Genomic DNA, 20,407 nt, shown 5'->3' with positions numbered 1-20,407 from the left:
TCAGCATGCCAGGGTCACGCCCGAGGTATGTACTGGCGGTTGCTCCTGACCACGTCGAACAGCAGGCCGGCCAGGTGGTCGAGCTGCCTGGTGTCGCACACCCGCTCGTCGAACAGGATGCGGAAGATGTGCCGGCGGAAGTCCTCCTGGTCCACCTGCTTGCCGGCGGTCCAGAAGTCGGTGAGGTGGATCGTCTCGGCGGCGGTCCGGTGGATCTTCCTGGCCACCTCGGCGAGGTGCTCGTCCTGCGCGCTGTCGGCGGAGGTCGCGGTCTCCTGCAGGATGACCCCGTAGAGCGCGCTCTCCACCTTGCTCAACCCGAACGGATTCCGCGGCTCCTCCTCGGTCATCTCGGTGATCAGGCCGCTCAGCTCGGCGACGAGCTGCTCCCAGTCGGTGGCGTGCTGCCGGAGGATCTCCTCCAGCCGCTCGCTCAATCGCTGGAAGCGGGCCGGGTCCTCGCCCCGGTGCACGGTGATGTGGTGCCGAATGGCGTGTTCCATCTCCGACGCCCTGGCCCGCGGTCCGGGCAGCGCCTCGACCTTCTTGGCGAAGTCGGGGGCGGTGAGCGCGACCGGGGGAAGCTTCTGCTCGATGCCGAGGGCGGTGACGTGCTCGTCGATCAGCTCGCGGATCTTCGCCCCGTACGCCGCCGGGTCGAAGTGCCCGTCGTCGTCGCGGTACCGGCGGGTCGCCGTGATCCGGATGACGGTGAACCGCTTGGCGTCCGCCAGGAACGGCTTGGCCGCGGGATCGGGCAGGACGGCGTTGACGGTCTTGAGGAAGGCGGCCAGCGCGACGTTGAACCGGGCGCGGAGTTCCTCGTCCTCCAGCGTCTGCACGCACCCCTCGATGTCCGCGGGGTCGCGGAACATCAGGCGGAGCCGGTCGCGCTGCGGCTCCAGCTTGGCGATCTCGGTGCTCGGGTCCTTGAGCGCGGACTCCACGTCCTCCGCCTCGGTGCCGTCGAAGTCGCGGGCGTAGACGCGCAGCGCGTCTAGCAGGTTCTTGGCCACGCCCTGGTAGTCGACGACGTACCCGAAGTCCTTGCCCTCGGAGGTGCGGTTCACCCGGGCGACGGCCTGGAGCAGCTCGGCGTCCTGCAGGGAGCGGTCCAGGTACATGACCTGCTCGATCGGCGCGTCGAACCCGGTGAGCAGCATCGACTTGACGATGACGAACCCGATGTCGGACTCGCCGTACGGCTTGGTGAACTCCTCGACCCGCTGCTTACGGCGCACCGGATCGGTCCACTCGGTGTACCGGCTGTCGTCGTTCTCGCCGGCCGAGATGACCGGGACGAAGTCCATGCGCTTGAGCAGGTCGAGGTGGCGGGCGGCGTTCACCAGGAACGCGTCACGCCTCTTGAGCTCGGTGGACGGGGTGTCCAGCAGCTTCGGCGGCAGCGCCTCGATGCGGCGGACCAGCTCGTCCCGGGCGACCAGCAGCGCCTCGCGGTAGCGGATCGTCTCCTCCCGGCCGCGCGCCACGATCTGCGCCTTGAACCCCTCGGGGAGAATCTTGCCGACGTAGTGCCGCAGCATGTGCCGGGCCTTGGCGGCGATCAGCTCCTCGGCGGACAGCACCTGCCCCTTGGTGGCGTAGCGCCGTTGCAGCCGCTCGCGCTCCTCCTCGGTCAGCTCCTCCAGGTCCTCCTCGAAGACCTCGTCGAGGTCCCGGCCGTCCCGGACGGCGCCGGTGACGGTGTGCCCTTCGTAGAGGATCGGGACGATCACCCCGTCCTCCTCGGCCTCCTTGAGCCGGTAGGTGTCGATGAACGGGCCGAACAGCTCGATGCTGGTCTTGCGCTGCCCCTTCCTGGTCATGATGGGGGTGCCGGTGAAGCCGATGCGGGCGGCGTTCGGCAGCGCCTCGCGCAGGTTGGCGCCGAGCGCGGCGGTGTGCGAGCGGTGTGCCTCGTCAATGAGCACGACGATCGACTCGTCGGCGTTCACCTCGCCCAGCGACGTCCCCGCCGCCATCCCCTGGGTCGTCCCGCCGTCCTGACTCTTCTGGATCATGACGAAGACCACGCCGGGCCCGTGCTTGGCGAGGACGGCCCTGGCCTTGGACGCGCTGGCGGCGACGTCCACCTTCTCGCCGCTGAGCTCCATGGTCTCGCTGAGCTGGTCCTGAAGCTGGGTGCGGTCGGTGACCACGACGACCTTGACGTGCTCCAGGTCGCGGGTGGCGCGGAGCTTCCTGACCAGGAAGGTCATCGTCAGGCTCTTGCCGGAGCCCTGGGTGTGCCAGATGATGCCGCCGCGCCGGTCCTGCTTGCCGTCCCGGGCGCGGGTCCTGCCGGTGCGCAGCCGCCGAACCGTCCTGTCCACGGCGCGGTACTGCTGCCACCTGGGGGCGACCTTGATGGTCCTGCCCTGGTCGGTGGTCATGAAGGCCACGTAGTTGTGCACGATGTCGAGTAATCGGCCCGGTTGCAGGACGGCCGCGACCAGGATCTCCTGCCGGCTGAGCTGCCCGGCCGCCGCCTTGCCGCGCCCTTCGGCGAGCTCCTCCTTGGTCAGCGGGTAGGGGTCGCTCCACGGCACGTAGTGTTCGAGCCGGGCGGAGAACGTGCCGAGCTTGGCCTGCTCGCCGCTGGTCACGATCGTGAGCTGCACGGTGTGGAAGAGCTTCTGGTTGCCGGTACGGGTCTGGCTCGGCCGCTGCTCGGCGTAGTCGAGGAGCTGGTCGACGGCCTTGCCCAGGCTGGTGGTCGTGGGCTCCTTGCACTCGATGACGACGAGCGGGATGCCGTTCACGAACAGCACCACATCGGGGATGACCGGCCTGCCCTGCGTGCCGGGGATGTTCACCCGGAACTGGTTGACCACGGTGAACTCGTTGTTCGCCGGCGTCTCCCAGTCGATGAAGTGAACGGTGCGCCCTTTACCGCCCTCCCACCCCGGCACCCCGTCCACCACCGTGCCCTTGATCAGCAGCTCGGTCGCCTTCTGGTTCGCTTCGAGCAGACTGCCGGCCGAAATCCGGGAAAGCTCGTTCACCGCACTGGTGATCCGCCCCTCATCCAGCCACGGCTTCCCGTCCGGCCCCAGGTTGATCCGATGAACAGCGGCCCGAAGCCGGTCGTCGAGCACCACCTCATCAAACATCGACCGCCCAGACGCGAACGGATTGGTCGGAATAACCGCCCCGTACTCGGCCCCTTCGAGATGCGCCCACCCCATGACCTTGAGCTGCTCACATAACGGCCGCTCAACGAGCGAATACTCCAGCCCAGCCATCCCAGCTCCCGTCACTATCCCACATAACCGGAAAATGCGGTCAAGATCGCGCCCTCCGATCTCCGAGTTTATAATCCCTCAAGCACCGTTTCCGCCTCCGACACCCGCACTCGCCCGGTCAACAGATCTTCCGTTAGACCACTTTTAAGGCTTTGCAGCGCTTGCATCTGCCGCCTATAAACTCCCATTTGGCAGACGTATGCGTCATCGAGCTTAACGACCTTTTCCATGGCTTCCGGGTCAGCCCAAGGGATCATCAAACGCCGGATCGATGCTTGAGTGATATTCTTCATGCTTCCACTGGTGCCCGTGGCCGCGATCTGAATCTGACGTCGAACTTCAGTCAATCCCAGACTCAGCTGAATATATTCGGGGGACGACCGTTCTCGATCTACACGCAAGCGCAGAGTTTTGTCGCAAAGCATCAGCCCTTTAGGGCTTTCCCGTACTATGCAGCTCAGCCCAACCAACTCAGAGGTATTCGCTCGAGTGATCAAAAGATCGCCGCGCCTCACACACAACGCCTCTATATGTAGAGATCGATCGTGTGCCACCTTATTTTCCTGCGGCCGAAACCCATCTCTACCAACAGCACTTACCTTGAGAACGCCCCACTCGCCAGGCCCAGCTGGCACATCCTCCACACTCGGACTATGGCCCGCTTCTATACCCAGCAGCGCGCCCCCCAAAGGGGCTATCGACCAGGCGCCGCTGTTTGAGATAGCGACAGCCCCAAGTTCGGAAGCTTCGGCCGACCGGAGCAAATCAAGCCCTTCCGACATCGCGGCACGCACCTGACCGAGCCTGAGTTTGGCGTACTTTTCCAGCACGCTACCGATCAACGCGACTTGTCCGTCTAGAGCCTCAAGAATATCTGCGATCCGCCGCTGCTCCTCGATCGGCGGCAGAGGTATCTTCACCAGACCGAGATCCCGCCAATAGATAGCAGCAACGCTCGTAGTACCCATTGCCAAGCTACGAACCCTTGCAGCAGGCGGGCCGAAAGTGAGCTGCGCAGCAACATAACGCGGGTCTACAGACTTCTCGAACCGTATTATCATAAGATTGTTATCCGGCACAGTGCCGCCATCACCGTCCCGCCACACGCCCACTTTCCCAACAAGACCAGGAGTGTTTCGCGTGTTGAAAAGCAGATCACCGGGATGCAACCTAAGCCTACTTAGATTTGAGATGGCTCTAGACTCAACCGGCTCTATCTGAGTTTTCTCTATTTTTCCGGCTCGCAAGCTACCCATTTTGAGCAGCGTCAGGTCGCCTACTCCATTCTCACCTCGGGAAGCCGTGCCAAGGACTTTTTCGATCGCGAGTTTACCAAGCTCGACAGATCGCCACTCGTCACACATACCCGAGCCCCTTGAGGTCCGCTTCCAGGCGTGCAGCAGCGTCCACTCTCTGCACTTCCAATTCGCGAAGAGTGACGGCATACTTGTCCGCCCACATTATTACGGAATTAATCAAGGCTCGCCGCACGACTTCTGCACGGAAATCCAGACGAGTGCGTAGGGCATCACGAAACACATTGAGGACAAGCTTGATATGGGCGTCCTCGCTAAGGTGATCGACAGCTTGACGGAGGCGGCGAATGAAATCAGTCTGAAGGAGACTCAACTTGCTGCGAGCAGCTGAAATATCGACTCTTAGGCGCTTTAGATCGGCAGGCGAAATAGTCTCTTCAAGTTCGTTGACTTCACCTTCATCCTCGTTCGGCCTGGCCGACACCGCCTTCAAATTCGCATGCAGTTCGTTGTAGTGGGCTTCTGCTTCTTCTAGTTCGACTAAATATTCGGGGATGAGCTTAGGAACGACACGATGGTCGCGGGCCTTGCGTTTTTCGGTGGCGATCTTCTGCTTGTCCCAATATTCGGCTTCTTCTTCGTCCATAGCGAAGGCGCTTTCGATGGTGGTGAGCCAGCCTTCGACGACGCCGTTGAAGCCGTGCAGGGACAGGGTCTTGATGTCGTACTGGGTTTCGCCCCACCAGGCGGCAACAACTCCGGCCAACTCGAAGCGGTCGAGCAGGCCAAGTGGTTTCAGCTCCGCGACGAAGGAGTGCAGGAGCTCGGCGCGGATCTCCATGACCTTGCGGGTCTCGGGGAGCTCGACCAGGCGCTTGCTGTGGCGGGACCACCAGTCGGAGAACGCCTCACGCAGCCGCGTCTCGGCCGGCTCGGCCAGAGACGGCAGGCGTTCGAGCGTTCGCTGCCAGCCTTCCGGCAGGAAGTCGTAGTAGTCGGCGTCCCGCTCGGCGAACAGCGTCGCCGGGGCGATGTTGAACGCGGTGAACAGGTGTGCCTTGTCGCGGACCTCCGCCTTGGGGACGCCGCCGTGCAGATGGGCTCGAACGTCCTGAGGCTCGGGCGGTGGGGTGTTGTCGACGTAGCGGCGGATGTTGAGGTTGAAGTCGTTTTCCGCCAATTCCTTGATGTCGACCACGCGGGCGAATCCGGGGATCTCCCGGTACTCCTCGAACGCCGCCACGATCTTCTCGGCGTGCTGCGGGTCCAGGTAGTTCTGCGCCCGCCCTTGGGTGTACTCGCGGTCGGCGTTGATGAACAGCACCTTGCCGCGCCGTTCCTCCGGCCGCAGAGCCTTGCCGCGCAGGACGAGAACACAGGCCGGGATGCCAGTGCCGTAGAAGAGGTTGGGCGCCAGGCCGATGACGGCCTCCACCCGATTGTCCTTGAGCATGCGCTCGCGGATCTCCTTCTCCTTGCCGCCACGGAACAACACGCCATGCGGCAGGACGATCGCGCCGATCCCGTCCGGCTTCAGCACGGCCAGCACATGCTCGGCGAACATCAGGTCGGCCTTCTTACCCGTCTCGGGGGCGAAGCCGTACTTCGTGAACCGCTCGGGGTGCTCCATGCCGTCACGGCTGTAGTTCTGCGAGAACGGCGGGTTGGTGAGGACCCGGTCGAAGAGGGTGAGGTACCCGCCCTCCTTGTGCAGCGGGTTGGCCAGCGTGTCGTCGTTGCGCAGGTCCGCGTTGAGCACGCCGTGCAGGATCATGTTCATCTTGGAGATGGCCCAGGTGCCGCCGTTGTACTCCTGGCCGCACAGGGTCAGGTCACGATGGTTAAGGCCGTGCTCCTCGACGTACTCCTTGGCGTGGATGAGCATGCCGCCCGAGCCGGAACAGGGGTCGTACACGCGCATGTTCGGGCCGGGCTTGACCAAGCGGACCATCATGCGGACGACGCCTCGCGGCGTGTAGAACTCGCCGCCCTTCTTGCCCGCCGAGTCGGCGAACTGGCCGATCAGGTATTCGTACGCGGCCCCGAGCAGGTCGGGGAACTCGAAGTCGTCGTTGCCAAGGCGGTAGCGGTCGAAGTGGTCGATGAGCTGCTGGAGCCGCTTGTCCGGGATGGTGGACTGGCCGACCTTCCTGGTGAAGTCGATGTGCTCAAGGACACCTTCCAAGGCCCGGGAGTTGGCGAGCTCCAGCTCGTGCAGAGCTTTGTTGAGCAGGTCGCCGACGCCCTTCTTGCGGGAGTTGTCCTTGATGTACTGCCACCGCGCGTTCTCCGGGACGAAGAAGCTGCCGCCCTCGTAGAACATCGGGTTGTCGGCGGCCCGCTCGGCCTCCTCCTGGCTGCGCCCGCCGGCCCGCAGCTCTTGGATGAGCGCGGCGCGTACCACCTCGAACTGGTCGGAGCACCGCTTCAGGAAAAGCATCCCGAAGATGTACTCCTTGAACTCCGAGGCGTCCATCTTGCCGCGGAGGATGTCCGCCGCCCCGAACAGATGGCGCTCCAACTGGGGCAACGTCAGCTTGGCCACGGGGTGACCCTTCTCGTCGACACTTCAGACAGCAGAGCAAGTCTGCCGCCCCTCGGACCCACACGAAGCCCGATCAGCCAAACGAGACCCTACAGCAATACAGTTGTGAGCGCCATACACAGCTATCATCTGCGGCTCTGAAGGTGTCCCCTCAGCCCAGCCGCCCCGCTTTCACTCCGCCGATGAAGGCACGCCATTGCATTGAAGTGAACCTGAGCATCGGGCCCGACGGGTTCTTGCTGTCTCGCACTAACACCCAGCGATCTCTCGTTGGCCCCCCTGGAGCACTTCCCGTCACGGCAATCTCCACACACTCCGACCCGTTGGCACTGCGTGAGCTCTTACGCCACTTGAGCTGCGTCCCATCCATCGCCGCTCCCGCCCTTCCGTCTCTGTCACACGATCGCCTTCATTGCCGCAGTGATGGCGGCCATCGATTCATCCGGTGGCAGCGCAACAGCGCGGAGATGATCGAAAACCAGGGTATATCGCCGCACATCCTTCGGTTTCTCTACATACAGGTTCCCAGCCGGACTTTCCGCGTAAACGACATCAGGATCGTTCGTGCCGGGGAATTCGATGATCGAGAACGGGCCGATCAGTCCGACGTGCGCCCCCTTCGCGAACGGCAGGATCTGAATGGTGACGGTGGGCGAGCCCGCAAGCTGCACAAGGTGCTTCAACTGAGCCCGCATGGCGGCAGCCCCACCGATGGGACGGCACAGAACAGCCTCGTCAAGCACAGCCCATAGCTCAAGTGGAGGGTCACGCACGAGGGCCGACTGCCGCCTCATGCGTAGAGAAACCAGGCGATCCACGCTGTCCTGGCTGTCCATGAGACGGACGGCGCGAAGAAGAGCATGCGCATACTCCTCGGTCTGCAGCAGACCATGGATGAGGTTGGTCTGGTAGGTGCGCAACGACGCGGCTTCGGCTTCGAGCCCTACATATGTCTCGAAGCCGGCAGGCAAGACGTCTTCGTAGTCCGTCCACCATCCCTTCTGCTGCGCCTCTCGCCCCATGGCGAGCAGCAACTCCCGCTGTTGGCCATCCACAACTCCGTACATAGTGAGCATGTCCCGCACATCGCGCAGCCGCGGCACAGTCTTCCCCGTCTCGATACGACTGACGGTCGACGCGGACCGCTCTAGGTGGCGCGCAACCTCCTCGATCGTCTTGTCGGCGGCCTCCCGCAGGCGCCGCAGTTCCATGCCCAGTCGACGTCGCCGAACCGTGGGTCCCTGGTTGACGGACATGCTGCACCTCGGAGCCGTGGAGACGTTTCGGGTGAACCTTAGCGTCACCAGTCGTCACGCCGCCCGCACAATACGCGACGAAAGTTCGACGGATTTGCTTGATGCACTTGCACGACGCAGTTGCGCTCCGCGACACTCCGAGAACAGTCAGTAGTCAAGCGGTTGCCCTGTGTCGATACGGGACGGGCAACCGCAAGCCTGTGGAGGTAGTGGTGGGGCGTGAGGCAGGGCGGGTGGAGTTGCTGGGGGCTGGGGCGCGGGTGCTTCAGGTGTTGGAGCGGGAGGTGGCTCGGGTCGGCGTCCCGCTGTGGGAGGTGGTGCCCGCGCAGCGTGTCGCGGTGGAGAGCGGAGCGGCGACGGCGCAGGGCTGCGAGTCGGTCGAACCGGCTCGGGACTGCGCGACCTCCGGCGAACGGGCGGAACGGGTACCCGGAATGGTCGTCGTAGGCGGCGCCACCGGCCCCAAGGCGGCCGACGACACCGGCCCGGACGTCGGCCGTGACCGGGCCGTGGCGCCGAAGCCACGAACCGTCGCCGGGTTCGTCACGCTCGCCGGACGGGTGGAGCAGGTGGGGGCGGCACGCGCGTTCGCGCGGAAGCTGCTCGACGGGTGCCCGCTCCTGGAGGAGGCGCTGCTGGTGATCTCCGAACTGGTCTCCAACAGCGTCCAGCACTCCCGCTCGTCCCTGCCCGGCGGCACGGTGACGTTGTACGTGCTGCTCGCCGGCGTCCGCGTACGGGTCGAGGTGCGGGACGACGGCGCAGACGGCGTCCCCCGCATGCGCCCCGCCGGTTGCGAGGCGTTCCCGGGGTGGGCCGGGGACCTCGACGACGTTGGCCTCCGAGGTCGGGGCCTGCGCCTGGTGGAGGAGGTGGCGACCTGCTGGGGCTTCGTGATCGGCCACCGCAGGACCACCACCTGGGCCGAACTCTCCCCCGCCCTTACGCCAGGAGCTCCCGCGTGACGGCGGCACCTACCGGTCCCGACCCCGCCACAGCGCGCCAGGACATCGTGGGGGCGCTGGCGCGGCGGTTCACCGGCTGGAGTCTCTGGTACGGCGCCGCCACCGGACGCTGGTGGGCGCTCGCACCGGCCTGCCACCAAGGGCGGCCCAGTCTGATCGAGGCGGCCAGTCCAGAGGAACTCGCTGAGCTGGTGTGGCGGGCGGAGAGGTACGAATCCCAGGCCGACTTGCCTACCCCTGGCACCGCACCACGGGTACGCCCACGTCGCCCCATCCCCCGCTCCGCCCTACGCCCGCCGCCGCGATCTTTCCCTTGAACGTAGATTGTTCAGGACAGACATCACCGCGCAGAGTCTTCGCCCAGGTCGCGACGTACGGCTCGGATTTCCGCCAGGTCCTCCGGATCGTTGGCGAGTTCCTGCGCCTCCGGCCGGGCGACTTCCATGCGCCGCAGGCGATTGGCGATGAGCAGCGCTTCGCGGACCACGTCCGTGGCCAACCTGCCGTCTGTGGTCGGCTCCGCAGGAGCCTTCTCGCGAAGAAGATCAAGCACCGGCGCGAACCGGCACGAATTTCAACTGGCGGAGATGCTCCAGCGCCACGCTGACATGCGACGGCTCGAACAAAGCCCCTTTGCGGGGAGACCATTCGCGGATGTACCGGCTCAGATCTGACGCATCGGCGCTGCTGGTCTCCTTGACCGCCCAGTGCACCGTCGAAAGGAGCTCAAGGCCGTAAGGGGTCTCGAATCCCTCGATCAGGCAGGCCACACGCGCCACACGCGCGGCGGTCTCCGGGTCCTGGGAGAGCACCTGGTCGGCCTCTTCCACCGCTCCGGGCAGCAGGAAGATGCGGGCACCCTGCGTTCGGTCGCCGTAGCCGCGGATGAAGTGGGCCTCAAGCTGCTGCAGCGCATGGTGCAAATTTTCCGCGTATGGGCCGTACTTACCCTTTGTGAACTGCAGACGTAGCGACTGGCCGCACTCCTGCAGAAAGTAGGTCAGTTTCTGCGCTTCGAGAGCGGTCAAGCGATAGTCGGGGAGCAGGTAGCGCCCGAACAGGGCGATGACAGCGGCGCGGTTGACCGTGAGCGACGGGCGTTCAGTGCGGACGATCATCTTCTCGGGATCAGGCGAGCCTTCGGGGCGATAGACGACCACCTCGACATCGGGCAGCTTCGCTGCCGCCCTCTGGATAAGGGGGTAGACGTCACCCCAGTCCAACCCCCCGTTACCGCACCCCAGAGGAGGTATCGCAACCGATCGGATGTCCAGCTCACGGAGAACGCGCACAAGGTCGACCAGGCCCGACTCTATGTCCTCCAGGCGTGAGCCCGCTCGCCAGTGGCGCTTGGTCGGGAAGTTGATCACATAGCGCCCGCTACCCATGCGCCCGTCGTCGTAGACGAACATCTTCCCTGGCACCACTTCGCCGCGCTTGCAGGCTCTGGCATAAGACGTGAAGTTGTCTGGGTATGCCTGCCGAAACTGCAGGGCGATGCCCTTGCCTGCCACACCGACGGTGTTCACGGTGTTGACCAGCGCCTCGACATCCGCGTCGAGGAGGTTGCCGCTACGCAGCGTGAGCATGATGACCTCCCTCCTCTTAGTAGTACCAGTCGCGGCGGACAATTATTTCGGGCTGGTGTTCGACTTCGGCGACGATCGAGCGGACTCGGATGCGGGCTGCCTCGTTCATGACCCCGATCATGGTGATCGATGACCATGGAAACCGCTTGTGGACCAAGAACTCCGCCTGACGCTTCCGTGGCCGCTCACCCGTTCGGTCGGTGTCGTTCCAGTAGCGAGCCCGCATGATGTCCCAATCGACCTTGTCCAGGTCACTCAGGTCATCGTAGAACTCGCTGAACCCCATGATGGCGTGGCCGTCGGTGAATGCGAAGGCCAACCCGGCGGACAGAACGGACTCACAGGTGGAGACGAGGTAGATGATGTCCTCTTGCCGCGCGGTGACGCCGTCGACGTTCTGCCGATACACGGCGTAGAGCATGGGCGACCGCGGCGCGAAGTAGAACGGCACGTAGTCGGCAAGCGTGCCTCCGGCTCCGCAGGGCACTACTCGCCGCGATCTGCGGTCCTTGATGTGCCGGTGCCCGATATTGACCGAACGCATCGCACCAGTCTGCCGGTCATGATCACAAAGGATGCCACGACCGATCATTCCGGCCAGATTCTCCACATGAGTGATGTGGTAGATGGGGGTCACGAGTTGTTCTCCCTACAGCGGCCGAGGACGAGCAGTCTTCCTCGGCCGCCGACGATCGACGTGGAAGAAGCGGCCAAAGCTGCGAGGAGCCGGAAGCTCGACGGTTCAGACGACACGCCACGCTGCGGTGGGCGTGGCGGTGTGGCCGCGGAGGCGGAGGATCTCGCGGAAGTCGGCCTGCCGTCTGGCCAGGCCGTGGACGAGCATCACCTCTCGGGCGCCGACCTCGTCCGCGATGTCGAGCAGGCCCCGCTTGTCGGCGTGCGCGGACAGCCGCATCATCTCCACCCGGGCGCGCAGAGGGATCTTCTTCTCCTCTCCCATGTCGTCGATGACCAACTGCGGCGCCCCGCCCTGGGCGGCGTTCAGCAGCCGTCGCCCCGGTGACTCCTCGTCCTGGTATCCCGACAGGAACAGGGCGCTCTTCGGGTCCGGCAGGATCGAGGCCGCCCAGCGGACCGCGGGGCCGCCCGCGAGCATCCCAGACGTGCTGATCACGACACCGCGGGTGAACTCGTCCAGGTCACCAGGACGGGCGCGGGACACGTTGTCCCCGAAGACCGACAGCGGACGCGGGCCACCGGCGGTGATGGTCTCGAAGGACCGGCCGATCTCCGCGGCCATGCCGTCGAGGAGAACCGGCACGTGCGGGAGCCGGTCGCGCATGATCAGGGCCAGTTCCTGCGCGCGGCCGAGGGCGAACGCCGGGATGAGGACCCGGCCACCTCCGGCGTACACACTCTCGACGGCCTTGACGAGAGTGCTCACCAGGTCGCTCCGCTCCTGGTGGTCCTCGGTGCAGCAGGTGGACTCCATCACCAGCAGGTCGGCGTACCGCGCGGGCTCCGGGAGGGCGTACCCGCCGACGCTGTGCTGCCGGAATCCCGAGATGTCGCCGGTGACCACAACCCTGGAGTCACCCGCCCGGACCACCACTCCGGCGGCGCCGAGGATGTGACCGGCCGGGAACAACTCGACCGTGAGATCACCGATCCGGCGGGGCACGCCGAAGGCCAGCTCCTCGCATCCCTGGGTGGCTCTCGTGATCGCTCCGCGCCCGTACAGCGGCTCGGTTCTGGCGCCCCAGGTGTCGGCCAGCCGGCGCCGCTGCTCCATGATCTTCACGGAGTCGGCCCACATCGCCGGCATGAGCTGCGTGGTCTCCGGAGTGGCGATGATCCGCAGGCCCGGGAGCCGCTCGGCCAGAGCGGGGACGTAGCCGCAGTGGTCGTTGTGGGCGTGTGTCACCACGACGGCGTGGACGGGGCCGTCAAGGGCCTGGTCGATGTCCTGAGGCGGCTCGGACGGGTCCCCCGGCACCAGCCCGGCGTCGACGAGGACCCGCGTCCCGCCGGCCTCGACCAGCAGGCACGAGCCGCCGATCCGCGTCCCGCCGCCCAGAGGCACGACACGCAGGTCACGTTCCCGGACCGCCACCACCGTGGCGGTGTCCGGTGCCACCGGCGGTTCGATGAGCGCCTGGAGTGCCTTGACCAGGCTGTCGGGGCTGATCTCGGCGGCGCGGGCTGCGGAGTCCAGGAGGGAGAGAGGCCGCTCGGTGGGCTCGGTCTTGGGCCGTTGCGGGTCACGAGTGCTCGAATCTCCCTCCGGCTCCGGGACTTCCTCTTGCAGCAGAGCCAAGAGCGCCGAGGTCATGAACTTCGGGTCACGTAACCGCCGGCGCGTCGCCGCGAGCTCGGCGTCCAGCAGGTCGGCCCGTTCGGTCGCCTCGCGCGTCGCCTCGCGGTAGGTCTCGATGTCGACGCCGGCGTTGGCGAGCCGTCCGTTCGCCGTTCGGAGCCTTTCCTTCAACTCCGCTACCTTGTCGGTCAGGCGGCGCAGCCTGCGGTCGGCGGCCGTGTTCGACGATCTCTTGATGACCGCCTCCGCGACCCTCGCCGCGGCCTCCCGCACCACCGGATCGGTGTGCAGCAGAAGGTCGGCGACGTCACGCTCCGTCCGCTGCGAGCGGGGGATCCGCAGCCGTTCCTGCGTGAGCCGCCGCAGCTCCTCCGACTTGATGAGCATGTCGAGCAGATCGCTCCGGTGATCGGCGACGAACCGGTCCGCGTCGTCCTCGTAGCCGGCCAGAGCCGGGCGGGAGAGCGCAACGTCCGCCGCCGCCCTCAGTAAGGGCGACAACACGTCCGTCATCCGTGCTCCTCCATCCGCCCGCTCGCCGCGGCCAGGACCGGCTCGCACGCGAAGGTTCCGTCCGCCTTGGGCTCCAGCGCGCCGAGCGTCCTCAGAATCTCCACCAAGGCGGCATAGGACGGGTAGCCGTGGGCCGTGAGCCGATCTCGGATGAGAGGGCTGGACGGCTCCTCGCCGGCCATCTCCAGATAATCGGCCAATTCGTCAGGGCGGGCGGAGCCGACGTCGAGGATGTGCCGCCAGGCTTGCCACAACGTGGTGTCCCTGCGCACGCCGGTCGACGAGACGAACTCCATGGGATTGTCGTCGATCCAGGTTAGGCACCGTTCAAGGGCCTGTTCCCGGCTCGAGTGGCGATCTCCGATGACCTTGCTGATCAGCAACGGCCAGCCGCCGGTGACCCTTAGCAGGGCCTCCTGCCCGGGTACGTCTCGATAGCCAAGGTCGTCGTCGGTGTCGTTCATCCACTGGCGCACGTCCGGCTGGTCGTAGCGCCGCAGTTCCACGAGCCAGACCTGCTGCGACGGTTCGCCGGTGTTCACGGCGGCGAGCCAGAGAGGGGAGAGTTCGGGCGGCGCCACCAGCGCGACCGCCAGCGTGCCGGCCCCATCCATGGCCACGGCTCCGGCCGCGGCCTCCATACTCTCCATTGCCTGCTCCACCGAGCGGCCCGCGAGATCGACGACCACGACGTTGTGACCGCCCCCGTCTCTGCTGCGCTTCACCGCGCCCTCGAAGGTGCAGACGTCCCGCCGTACCCGCCGGACGTGAGCGACATGCTGCCGCCCTGCCTCCTCCTCTAGAGCCGCACCTACGCGTTCGATGTGCAGCGCCGCGGAACCTGCGATCAGATAGACGCCGTCACGACGATCGAAGAGGCGGCTCACCTGCTCACCGGTGAGCGGAGACCGGTCGGGACCATCCTGGTAGACGGCACGATAGGCGTACGCGTCGAAGGAGTCGGGCTGCTCGAACTCATCGGCCTTGGACAGGACCGTGTACACCTCTTCGGCGCCGCCCAGCAAGGTAAGGACGTGCGGTGTCCGCAACCGATAGCCGCCGGAGTCCGAGGCCAGGACCCCGAGATTGACGCACTCTTCCAGCAGTCCGCGGAAGCCGTCGCTGGTGCAGCTCTCGAAACCGGCGGGCCATACGGCGAGGCATTCGTCACGCAATTCCTGGACACTGAGCGTCTTGTCCGTGTCGTAGGCGAGCGAGTGGAAGGCGACCACGTAAGCGATCACCTTGTAGCGCTTGTCCAGATCCAGCGTCCATTCGAACCGGTCACGGAAGCCCACTTCAAGAGCTCGGTCGTGCCAGACGGCGTCCACGTCGTCAGAGGTGATCTCGTACGGCAGGCCACCCCCCTGAATGGGAATGCGCCGCAGCCGTCGGAGCAGAGCCTCGGCGAAGAGCTGGATGAGCGCCGGGGCGTTGTTCGCTTCCGCGATCACCCTCGCCGCCAGAGTCGGCGGGAAACGGAAGCCGAGCGCCATGAGCGGCCTGGTGAGCAGGTCGAAGGCGTCCTGCGGGTCCAGCGGGCCGATCGGGATGGGGGCTCCGAGGTGCGGGAAAGGCTGGTTGGAAAGGCTCTGGAACCGGGCGGTCTGATGCAGGCCGGCGAAGACCACCTTGACCCGCCGGTCTGTGGCCTGCATCAGGTCGCGCAACGCTTCGACATTGGTGAACTTCGCGTTCCGTGCGTCCTGGTTGAGGAACGCGTCCGCCTCGTCGAGCAGGATCAGCAACTGCCGCCCCGAGCTCTGATTCGCCCAGTGCTTTACCGCGTGACAGATCTCCTCGCGATCCTTGAGCGTCGCTCCCGACTGGGGCAGCACTCCCACCTCTGCCAGCCGGGTGGCGAGACGCGGCCACAGCATGCCCTCCGGGACGACCTTGCCGATCTCCTGGATGGGCTCAAGGATCACCACACGGCCGGGATCACTCCGGCGCAGCGTCCCGGCCGCCTCGCGCAACAGCGCCGACTTGCCGAGTTGGCGCCCGCCGTAGACGATCGACGAGCCTGAAGCACTGATCACGCTGGAGAGCTGGGACGAGCGCCCGTAGAACATCTCCATCGGCACATCACCGGTGGGCGCGTAGGGGTTGGCCGCGCTGAACGGGGCGAGCAGGCTGACGGCAGCGGTCCAACTGGCCTCCGGCAGGGCGGCCAGGTAGCTGATCGCGGCGTCGTCGATCACCGCGGTCACCGGACGAGGCCGCCTGCGGCAGGCCATGGTGAGCTGCTCACGCTGTGCGGGCGAGAGAACGCCGAAGTAGAAGACCAGGATGGTGCGGTCCTGCGGCTCGTCCTTGAGCCACTCGATGAGCTGTTGCGGTCCCGGCCTGCGCCAGACGAACAGCAGGCGCATGCTGTCCCCGGAAGGGCTCATCTTCGATCCGAACTCCGGTAGCAGCGCGTCACCGTATCGCACGTCGTGCAAGGTCACCCAGATTCTGCTCTGGTCCTGACCGGCTGCCTCCTGACGGCCTTCCAGACCGATCACCCGGAGCACGGCCTTGATGGCCGTGCCGAGGTTCCCGGCGGACTTGGGGCCTTGGGCGAGCGACCTCCACAGCCGCAGCCCTTCCTTGGACTCCTCACGCCGACCGGGCGGCATGGCCTGAACGCTCAGCCCTGCCTCGGACAGGACATCGTGCAGGCCGGGGTCGGCGACCTCCCGCCCACTCCGGATCGCCTCCATCAGTTCGGTGACCCACTCGTCGCTCTCCTGCTTGCGAGCCCGTCCTCCGGAGGACTGCAGCGACATGCCCTCGAACGCCTCGGGAAAGCGCGGGAAGAAGAGGTCGAAGTGGTCGACGGTCTTGTGGACGGCGGGCAGCGGCCTACCCGCCTCGGCCTGCTGGAGGAACTCACGGGCCGTGGTCAGATCGCCAATGGCGATGTGCTCCCTGATGCGGGACGCGGCGGCCCGGACGTCGGGGTGAGCCGCGATCTTCTGGTCGAGCAGTCGGTCCACGGCGGCGATGCGGTTCGCGCGGATGGACGCGGCCTCCGACTCCAGAGACGTGATCTCTCCGTCGATGATCCCGAAGTCCTCCCGCGCGGAGCGTTGCAACGACGTGAGCCTGCTCGCGATCCTCGTCGCGTCGGTCTCGGGAACCACGCCGTCCTTGCGCCATCCGGCGAGCCGGTCCAGGACCTCCTCCACTCGCTCGTTGCGCCGCGCCGCAGCCTCCGCGACGAGCGTGTCCCTCATGTGCCGCAACTCGTTCCCCAGGTCGGGGGCAAGACGGCAGACCACCTCCACGATGGCGCGTGTGCCTTCGTGGTCGAGCCGGGCGGCCCGGGCATCGAAGGCGCCGCGCCAGTCATGCGCGTCCTCGGTCGCGATGCGGGCCATCGTCTCGATGCTGGGACGTTCCAGGGGCTGGAGACCATCCGCGTCGAGCAGGATCTCTGGGGCGAAAAGGAGATCCTGGTTGAGCACCGCCGCCACCGACGGCTCTGTTGCGCCGAGCGCCTCGCCGTCGAGCAGATGAAGAGTGTCGTTGATCAGATATGCCGCACCCGCCGCGGCGGCGCCGAGCAGGTGATCTGGCTGTGCGCTCAAGGCGGCGAGTTCGGCGTGGAGTTCGCCCCTCTTGCGGCTGACCATCTGCCGTAGCTCGGCCAGCCCTCTCGCCAGCCACTCGTCCGTGCCGGAGGGACGTCGGATCTGCACCTCCTGAACGGCGGTGGCCCAGTTCGCCACGTTCTCCACCGCTTCGTCGATCATCTCGATGAGCTTCGCGCGCGCCCCTGCAATGATCTTGGTGTTCCTTGTGGTCCGGGAGCGCTTGGCCTCTCCGTCGATCAGCCGGTCGATCGCCCCCGCCTCACGCACTTCGTCGAGTTTGCGAACGGTCTCCTGCAGTAGCCCGATGTCGTCGCGCGCCGCGACCGCGACCAGTTCACCCACCACTCCGTCGGGCTGGATGAGCGACTTCCACACTTCGGTGGCCAGCGGGTACTTGATCCTTCTGTGCGGCCCCTCCTCCAGGAGGTTGGTGCAGGCCGCCACGGCGTGGGCCTGGGCCCGCTCGGCCTGGGCGACGTCGCGCATCTGGCTGGAATGGCCCGGCACGAGGTACACACCGGACCGGAGAGCCTGGCTGAAGGCGGTGCCACAGAAGGTAAGCGCCGGATAGCCCATCACCGCGGAGGAGAACTCTTCCACCAGACGGGAGGACTCCACGGTGGGGTGCACCAGCCCGGCGCGGATGGCCGCGGCCCACGCCAGGAGACGGCCCGTGGGGTCGTCGGCCATGCCGGCGATGGTGATCTGCCGGGACGTCTCGATGAAGGCCGCAGACAATCTGCCGGCGAACGAGCTCATGTCGGCGGCCAGAGCGGCGCAGCGCCGGGCCGCGATCTCGGACGCCGGCCGGCCAGCCACCTCCCGGATCCAGGCCGCGAGCCCGAATCGCTGGACGGCGAGCGCCGCAACCTCCGCCTCGGCGAACGCCGGGCTCTGCGACTCGGATGCGGCCGCCGTGGACGAGTTCTCGGCGGCCGGAGCCGCGAGCGCGTCCGCCAGCACGACCTCCGGCGTGAGGACCCGCTCGGACGACTCAGGGCGGAGCCCGGCGGAAGGCGTCGCGGGGCGACGGCCGAACCTGTCGGCCAACAGGACGTCCAGATCCACGAGCTCCGGCTCCTCCGGTCTGACCGGCTCGGCCATGCTCTGATCGTCCGGAGGCGGGTCATGTGGATCGACATCCGTGAGCGGGGCGCCCCCTTGGCCGCCTCCCTCGTCGTTCTCCTCCTCGCTCCGGGCGATCGGCCGCTCCTCCGCTGCGCGTGACGGTTCATCGCGAGGTTGTCCGTCGTCGGCTTCCACGCCTGGAAGAGGTTCCGCCATCGGCTCCTCTATCGTGAGGCGTCCTTGCACGGCTGCGCGTATCAACGGATGCCACCGTCCAGGAAGCTCTCGCCGCGCCCGCTCCTCGAGATCGTCGGCGAGGATGAGGACGGCGTCCGGATCCTCCGAGGACAGTTCGATGAGTCGGCAGAGCGCGTCCAATCCGCCGGTGGACCCTTCGGCGGCCGCCTTACGGATTTCGGCGAGCTGTTCACTCAGCACCGGCGGTCCCTGGAGGTGGACGAGCCGGGCGACCCTCTCGCCCATGGCCTGTGCGGCCTCCACCTGGTCCAGCGCACGGGTCAGTTCATGCAGCGAGGTCGCCGCCACCTCAACATCGTCCAGGCTCTGGATCCGCTCATGGATTTCGTCGAACTCGTGCAGAACACGCACGATGCATTCGACGTCGGCACCACTGAGGCGACGGCGTTCCTGGAGCGCTCCACGGACCCGTCCCGCGGCCTCCCACGCCTCCGCGTAGCGCCGGTCCAGCAGGTGAAGCGCGTCTCGCAAACCGGCCTGCGAAGGCTCGACATCGTGATGATGCTCTTGCATCGGCGCATGCTCCTCTTCCTCGACCGCGACGGTGTCCTCGTTCGTATCACCCTCGTCGGCCCCATCCATTGGAGCGACGGCCACGGCCAGCGCGGAGAGCGCGTCCACTCCCGCCGGCGTTTCCGGCAGCCCGAAGACCTCCGCCCTGACCTGGCTCCATAGCGCCTCGACAACGCTTCGGGCCTCGTCCCCCATGTCTCGTTCAGAGCCCTTGAACATGCCAAGGGCGAGAGGAGACAGCGGCAGGTCGCTTTGTATGACGGCCGCGAGCATGAGGTCGGCGATGGCTCTGGGCAGCGGCGGCGCCATGACCCGCAGGGCCTGCCGGAGGATCACCGCCTCCTCCAGGACTTTCCCCGCCGTCTCCTTCCCCAGCACCAGACCACAGTCCTCGGCGGTCAGGTCGTCCGCGTTACGGAAAGCGTGTAGAAGCGGCACGCTCAGAATGTGTATAAGGGCCGCTCGTTTTCCGTCCGAACCACGCAGCAGCCGGACGAGATTGGCGGCGACGGTCGGATTCATTCCCTTTTGACTGCGCAGCCCCACCTGCTGAAAGATCAGCCGCCGCCCTTCCGGCGGATAGAGCCGGATACCCGAAGTCAGGTCCTCAGCCGTCACCTTTGCGGCGGCATGGGCAACCACGACCTCCAAATCGTGACACGTCACGTAATCGGCGAGATAGCCCAGCGGCGCCCGAGCTTCAGGCGTACCCTCCTTTTGATGCCGCGCCTTGTGTTGGCCGCATCTGCACCGTTTCACTACCGAGGCACCTCCACCCCTAGCGAGCTCTGGAACCGACATGGAGGAGCGACCCCCCACGAGATCACTCGTGCCGACCTGCCCTCCCCAGCCTCCACAGTCAGCTCTGTGTACGGAACGGTACAGAGACACACCGATTTCAGCAATAGATTCACCTATAGTTGTGAGCGCCGTTCACGCTATACGGTGACATTCCGGACAGCTCGTCACTGCGGCCGGGCTGCGTGGGCGCACGCAAGAGCCGATGTCCCGCGATCACATCTCAGGACCGATAGACCCGACGTCGCCGGCGGCGGGGGCACCCGGCACAAGGCCGACGCGCCCGGCCCGCGCCGTCCGTCATGCCCGCCGGTACGGCCCCGCCTTCTCGGCCAGGGGGTCGCCGCCCTGCTCGCCGTGGGCGTGGCGCTGGGTCCCGGCCTGGCTTATGGACGGCTCCGGCGCACAGCGCCAGATGCGGATGCCGATCGACACCAAGCTCTTCGAGCCCAGTCAGTCCTTCGTATGGACCATCACAGAAACGCCCGGGGGGCAGCAGGAAGACGGTGGGCGAGGTGCTGCGAGAGGTAAGAAGGCGCAGG

The 20,407-nt window shown here is 66.2% G+C and carries 12 protein-coding genes; 1 reads left to right on the top strand and 11 read right to left on the bottom strand.

Going from position 1 to position 20,407, the window contains the following annotated elements; translation table 11 throughout:
* Positions 1-14: 14 nt before the first annotated feature.
* The 5 genes from ACZ6QO_RS00820 to ACZ6QO_RS00800 form a co-directional block, all read right to left on the bottom strand.
* Entirely contained in the window at positions 15-3,245 is a 3,231-nt protein-coding gene (locus tag ACZ6QO_RS00820; RefSeq protein WP_465846360.1) for a type I restriction endonuclease subunit R, read from the bottom strand.
* 68 nt (positions 3,246-3,313) lie between these two features.
* Positions 3,314-4,609: a restriction endonuclease subunit S gene (locus ACZ6QO_RS00815; RefSeq protein WP_465846358.1), complete on the bottom strand. Its 1,296-nt coding sequence runs from the start codon at positions 4,607-4,609 to the stop codon at positions 3,314-3,316.
* The gene (locus ACZ6QO_RS00810) at positions 4,602-7,046 is read right to left on the bottom strand and encodes a type I restriction-modification system subunit M (protein WP_465846357.1); all 2,445 of its coding nucleotides are present in this window, start codon (positions 7,044-7,046) and stop codon (positions 4,602-4,604) included. Before ACZ6QO_RS00810 ends, ACZ6QO_RS00815 begins: the two co-directional genes overlap by 8 nt.
* Positions 7,047-7,197: 151 nt before the next feature.
* On the bottom strand, positions 7,198-7,416 hold the full coding sequence (locus tag ACZ6QO_RS00805; RefSeq protein WP_465846356.1) for a DUF397 domain-containing protein: 219 nt from the start codon (positions 7,414-7,416) through the stop codon (positions 7,198-7,200).
* A 25-nt stretch (positions 7,417-7,441) separates the two neighbouring features.
* On the bottom strand, positions 7,442-8,302 hold the full coding sequence (locus tag ACZ6QO_RS00800; protein WP_465846355.1) for a helix-turn-helix domain-containing protein: 861 nt from the start codon (positions 8,300-8,302) through the stop codon (positions 7,442-7,444).
* A 284-nt stretch (positions 8,303-8,586) separates the two neighbouring features.
* On the opposite strand from ACZ6QO_RS00800, the gene ACZ6QO_RS00795 reads away from it, so the two are divergent.
* Entirely contained in the window at positions 8,587-9,267 is a 681-nt protein-coding gene (locus ACZ6QO_RS00795; RefSeq protein ID WP_465846353.1) for an ATP-binding protein, read from the top strand.
* Positions 9,268-9,607: 340 nt separating this feature from the next.
* Here ACZ6QO_RS00795 and ACZ6QO_RS00790 read toward each other — a convergent pair whose 3' ends face one another.
* The 6 genes from ACZ6QO_RS00790 to ACZ6QO_RS00765 form a co-directional block, all read right to left on the bottom strand.
* Positions 9,608-9,820, bottom strand: coding sequence for a hypothetical protein (locus ACZ6QO_RS00790; RefSeq protein ID WP_465846352.1), 213 nt, complete (start codon positions 9,818-9,820; stop codon positions 9,608-9,610).
* Positions 9,813-10,856, bottom strand: coding sequence for a type II toxin-antitoxin system antitoxin DNA ADP-ribosyl glycohydrolase DarG (gene darG / locus ACZ6QO_RS00785; RefSeq protein WP_465846350.1), 1,044 nt, complete (start codon positions 10,854-10,856; stop codon positions 9,813-9,815). Before darG ends, ACZ6QO_RS00790 begins: the two co-directional genes overlap by 8 nt.
* A gap of 16 nt (positions 10,857-10,872) precedes the next feature.
* Positions 10,873-11,493, bottom strand: coding sequence for a type II toxin-antitoxin system toxin DNA ADP-ribosyl transferase DarT (gene darT, locus ACZ6QO_RS00780; protein WP_465846348.1), 621 nt, complete (start codon positions 11,491-11,493; stop codon positions 10,873-10,875).
* A gap of 105 nt (positions 11,494-11,598) precedes the next feature.
* On the bottom strand, positions 11,599-13,647 hold the full coding sequence (locus ACZ6QO_RS00775; protein WP_465846346.1) for an MBL fold metallo-hydrolase: 2,049 nt from the start codon (positions 13,645-13,647) through the stop codon (positions 11,599-11,601).
* Positions 13,644-19,709 carry an nSTAND1 domain-containing NTPase gene (locus tag ACZ6QO_RS00770; RefSeq protein ID WP_465847216.1) on the bottom strand — a complete coding sequence of 2,022 codons (6,066 nt, stop codon included), beginning with the start codon at positions 19,707-19,709 and terminating at the stop codon, positions 13,644-13,646. Before ACZ6QO_RS00770 ends, ACZ6QO_RS00775 begins: the two co-directional genes overlap by 4 nt.
* Before the next feature lie 456 nt (positions 19,710-20,165).
* Entirely contained in the window at positions 20,166-20,300 is a 135-nt protein-coding gene (locus tag ACZ6QO_RS00765) for a hypothetical protein (protein WP_465846344.1), read from the bottom strand.
* Positions 20,301-20,407: the final 107 nt, after the last annotated feature.

This window comes from Sphaerisporangium sp. NPDC049457, from assembly GCF_055586705.1.
This window is presented reverse-complemented; position numbering and strand designations above follow the sequence as displayed.

What these genes read in the sequence shown, in the direction of transcription:
- ACZ6QO_RS00800 (WP_465846355.1), bottom strand. Translation starts at nt 8,302, where the DNA reads ATGTCCGTCAACCAGGGACCCACGGTTCGGCGACGTCGACTGGGCATG.
- ACZ6QO_RS00805 (WP_465846356.1), bottom strand. Translation starts at nt 7,416, where the DNA reads ATGGATGGGACGCAGCTCAAGTGGCGTAAGAGCTCACGCAGTGCCAAC.
- ACZ6QO_RS00775 (WP_465846346.1), bottom strand. Translation starts at nt 13,647, where the DNA reads ATGACGGACGTGTTGTCGCCCTTACTGAGGGCGGCGGCGGACGTTGCG.
- darG (WP_465846350.1), bottom strand. Translation starts at nt 10,856, where the DNA reads ATGCTCACGCTGCGTAGCGGCAACCTCCTCGACGCGGATGTCGAGGCG.
- ACZ6QO_RS00815 (WP_465846358.1), bottom strand. Translation starts at nt 4,609, where the DNA reads ATGTGTGACGAGTGGCGATCTGTCGAGCTTGGTAAACTCGCGATCGAA.
- ACZ6QO_RS00820 (WP_465846360.1), bottom strand. Translation starts at nt 3,245, where the DNA reads ATGGCTGGGCTGGAGTATTCGCTCGTTGAGCGGCCGTTATGTGAGCAG.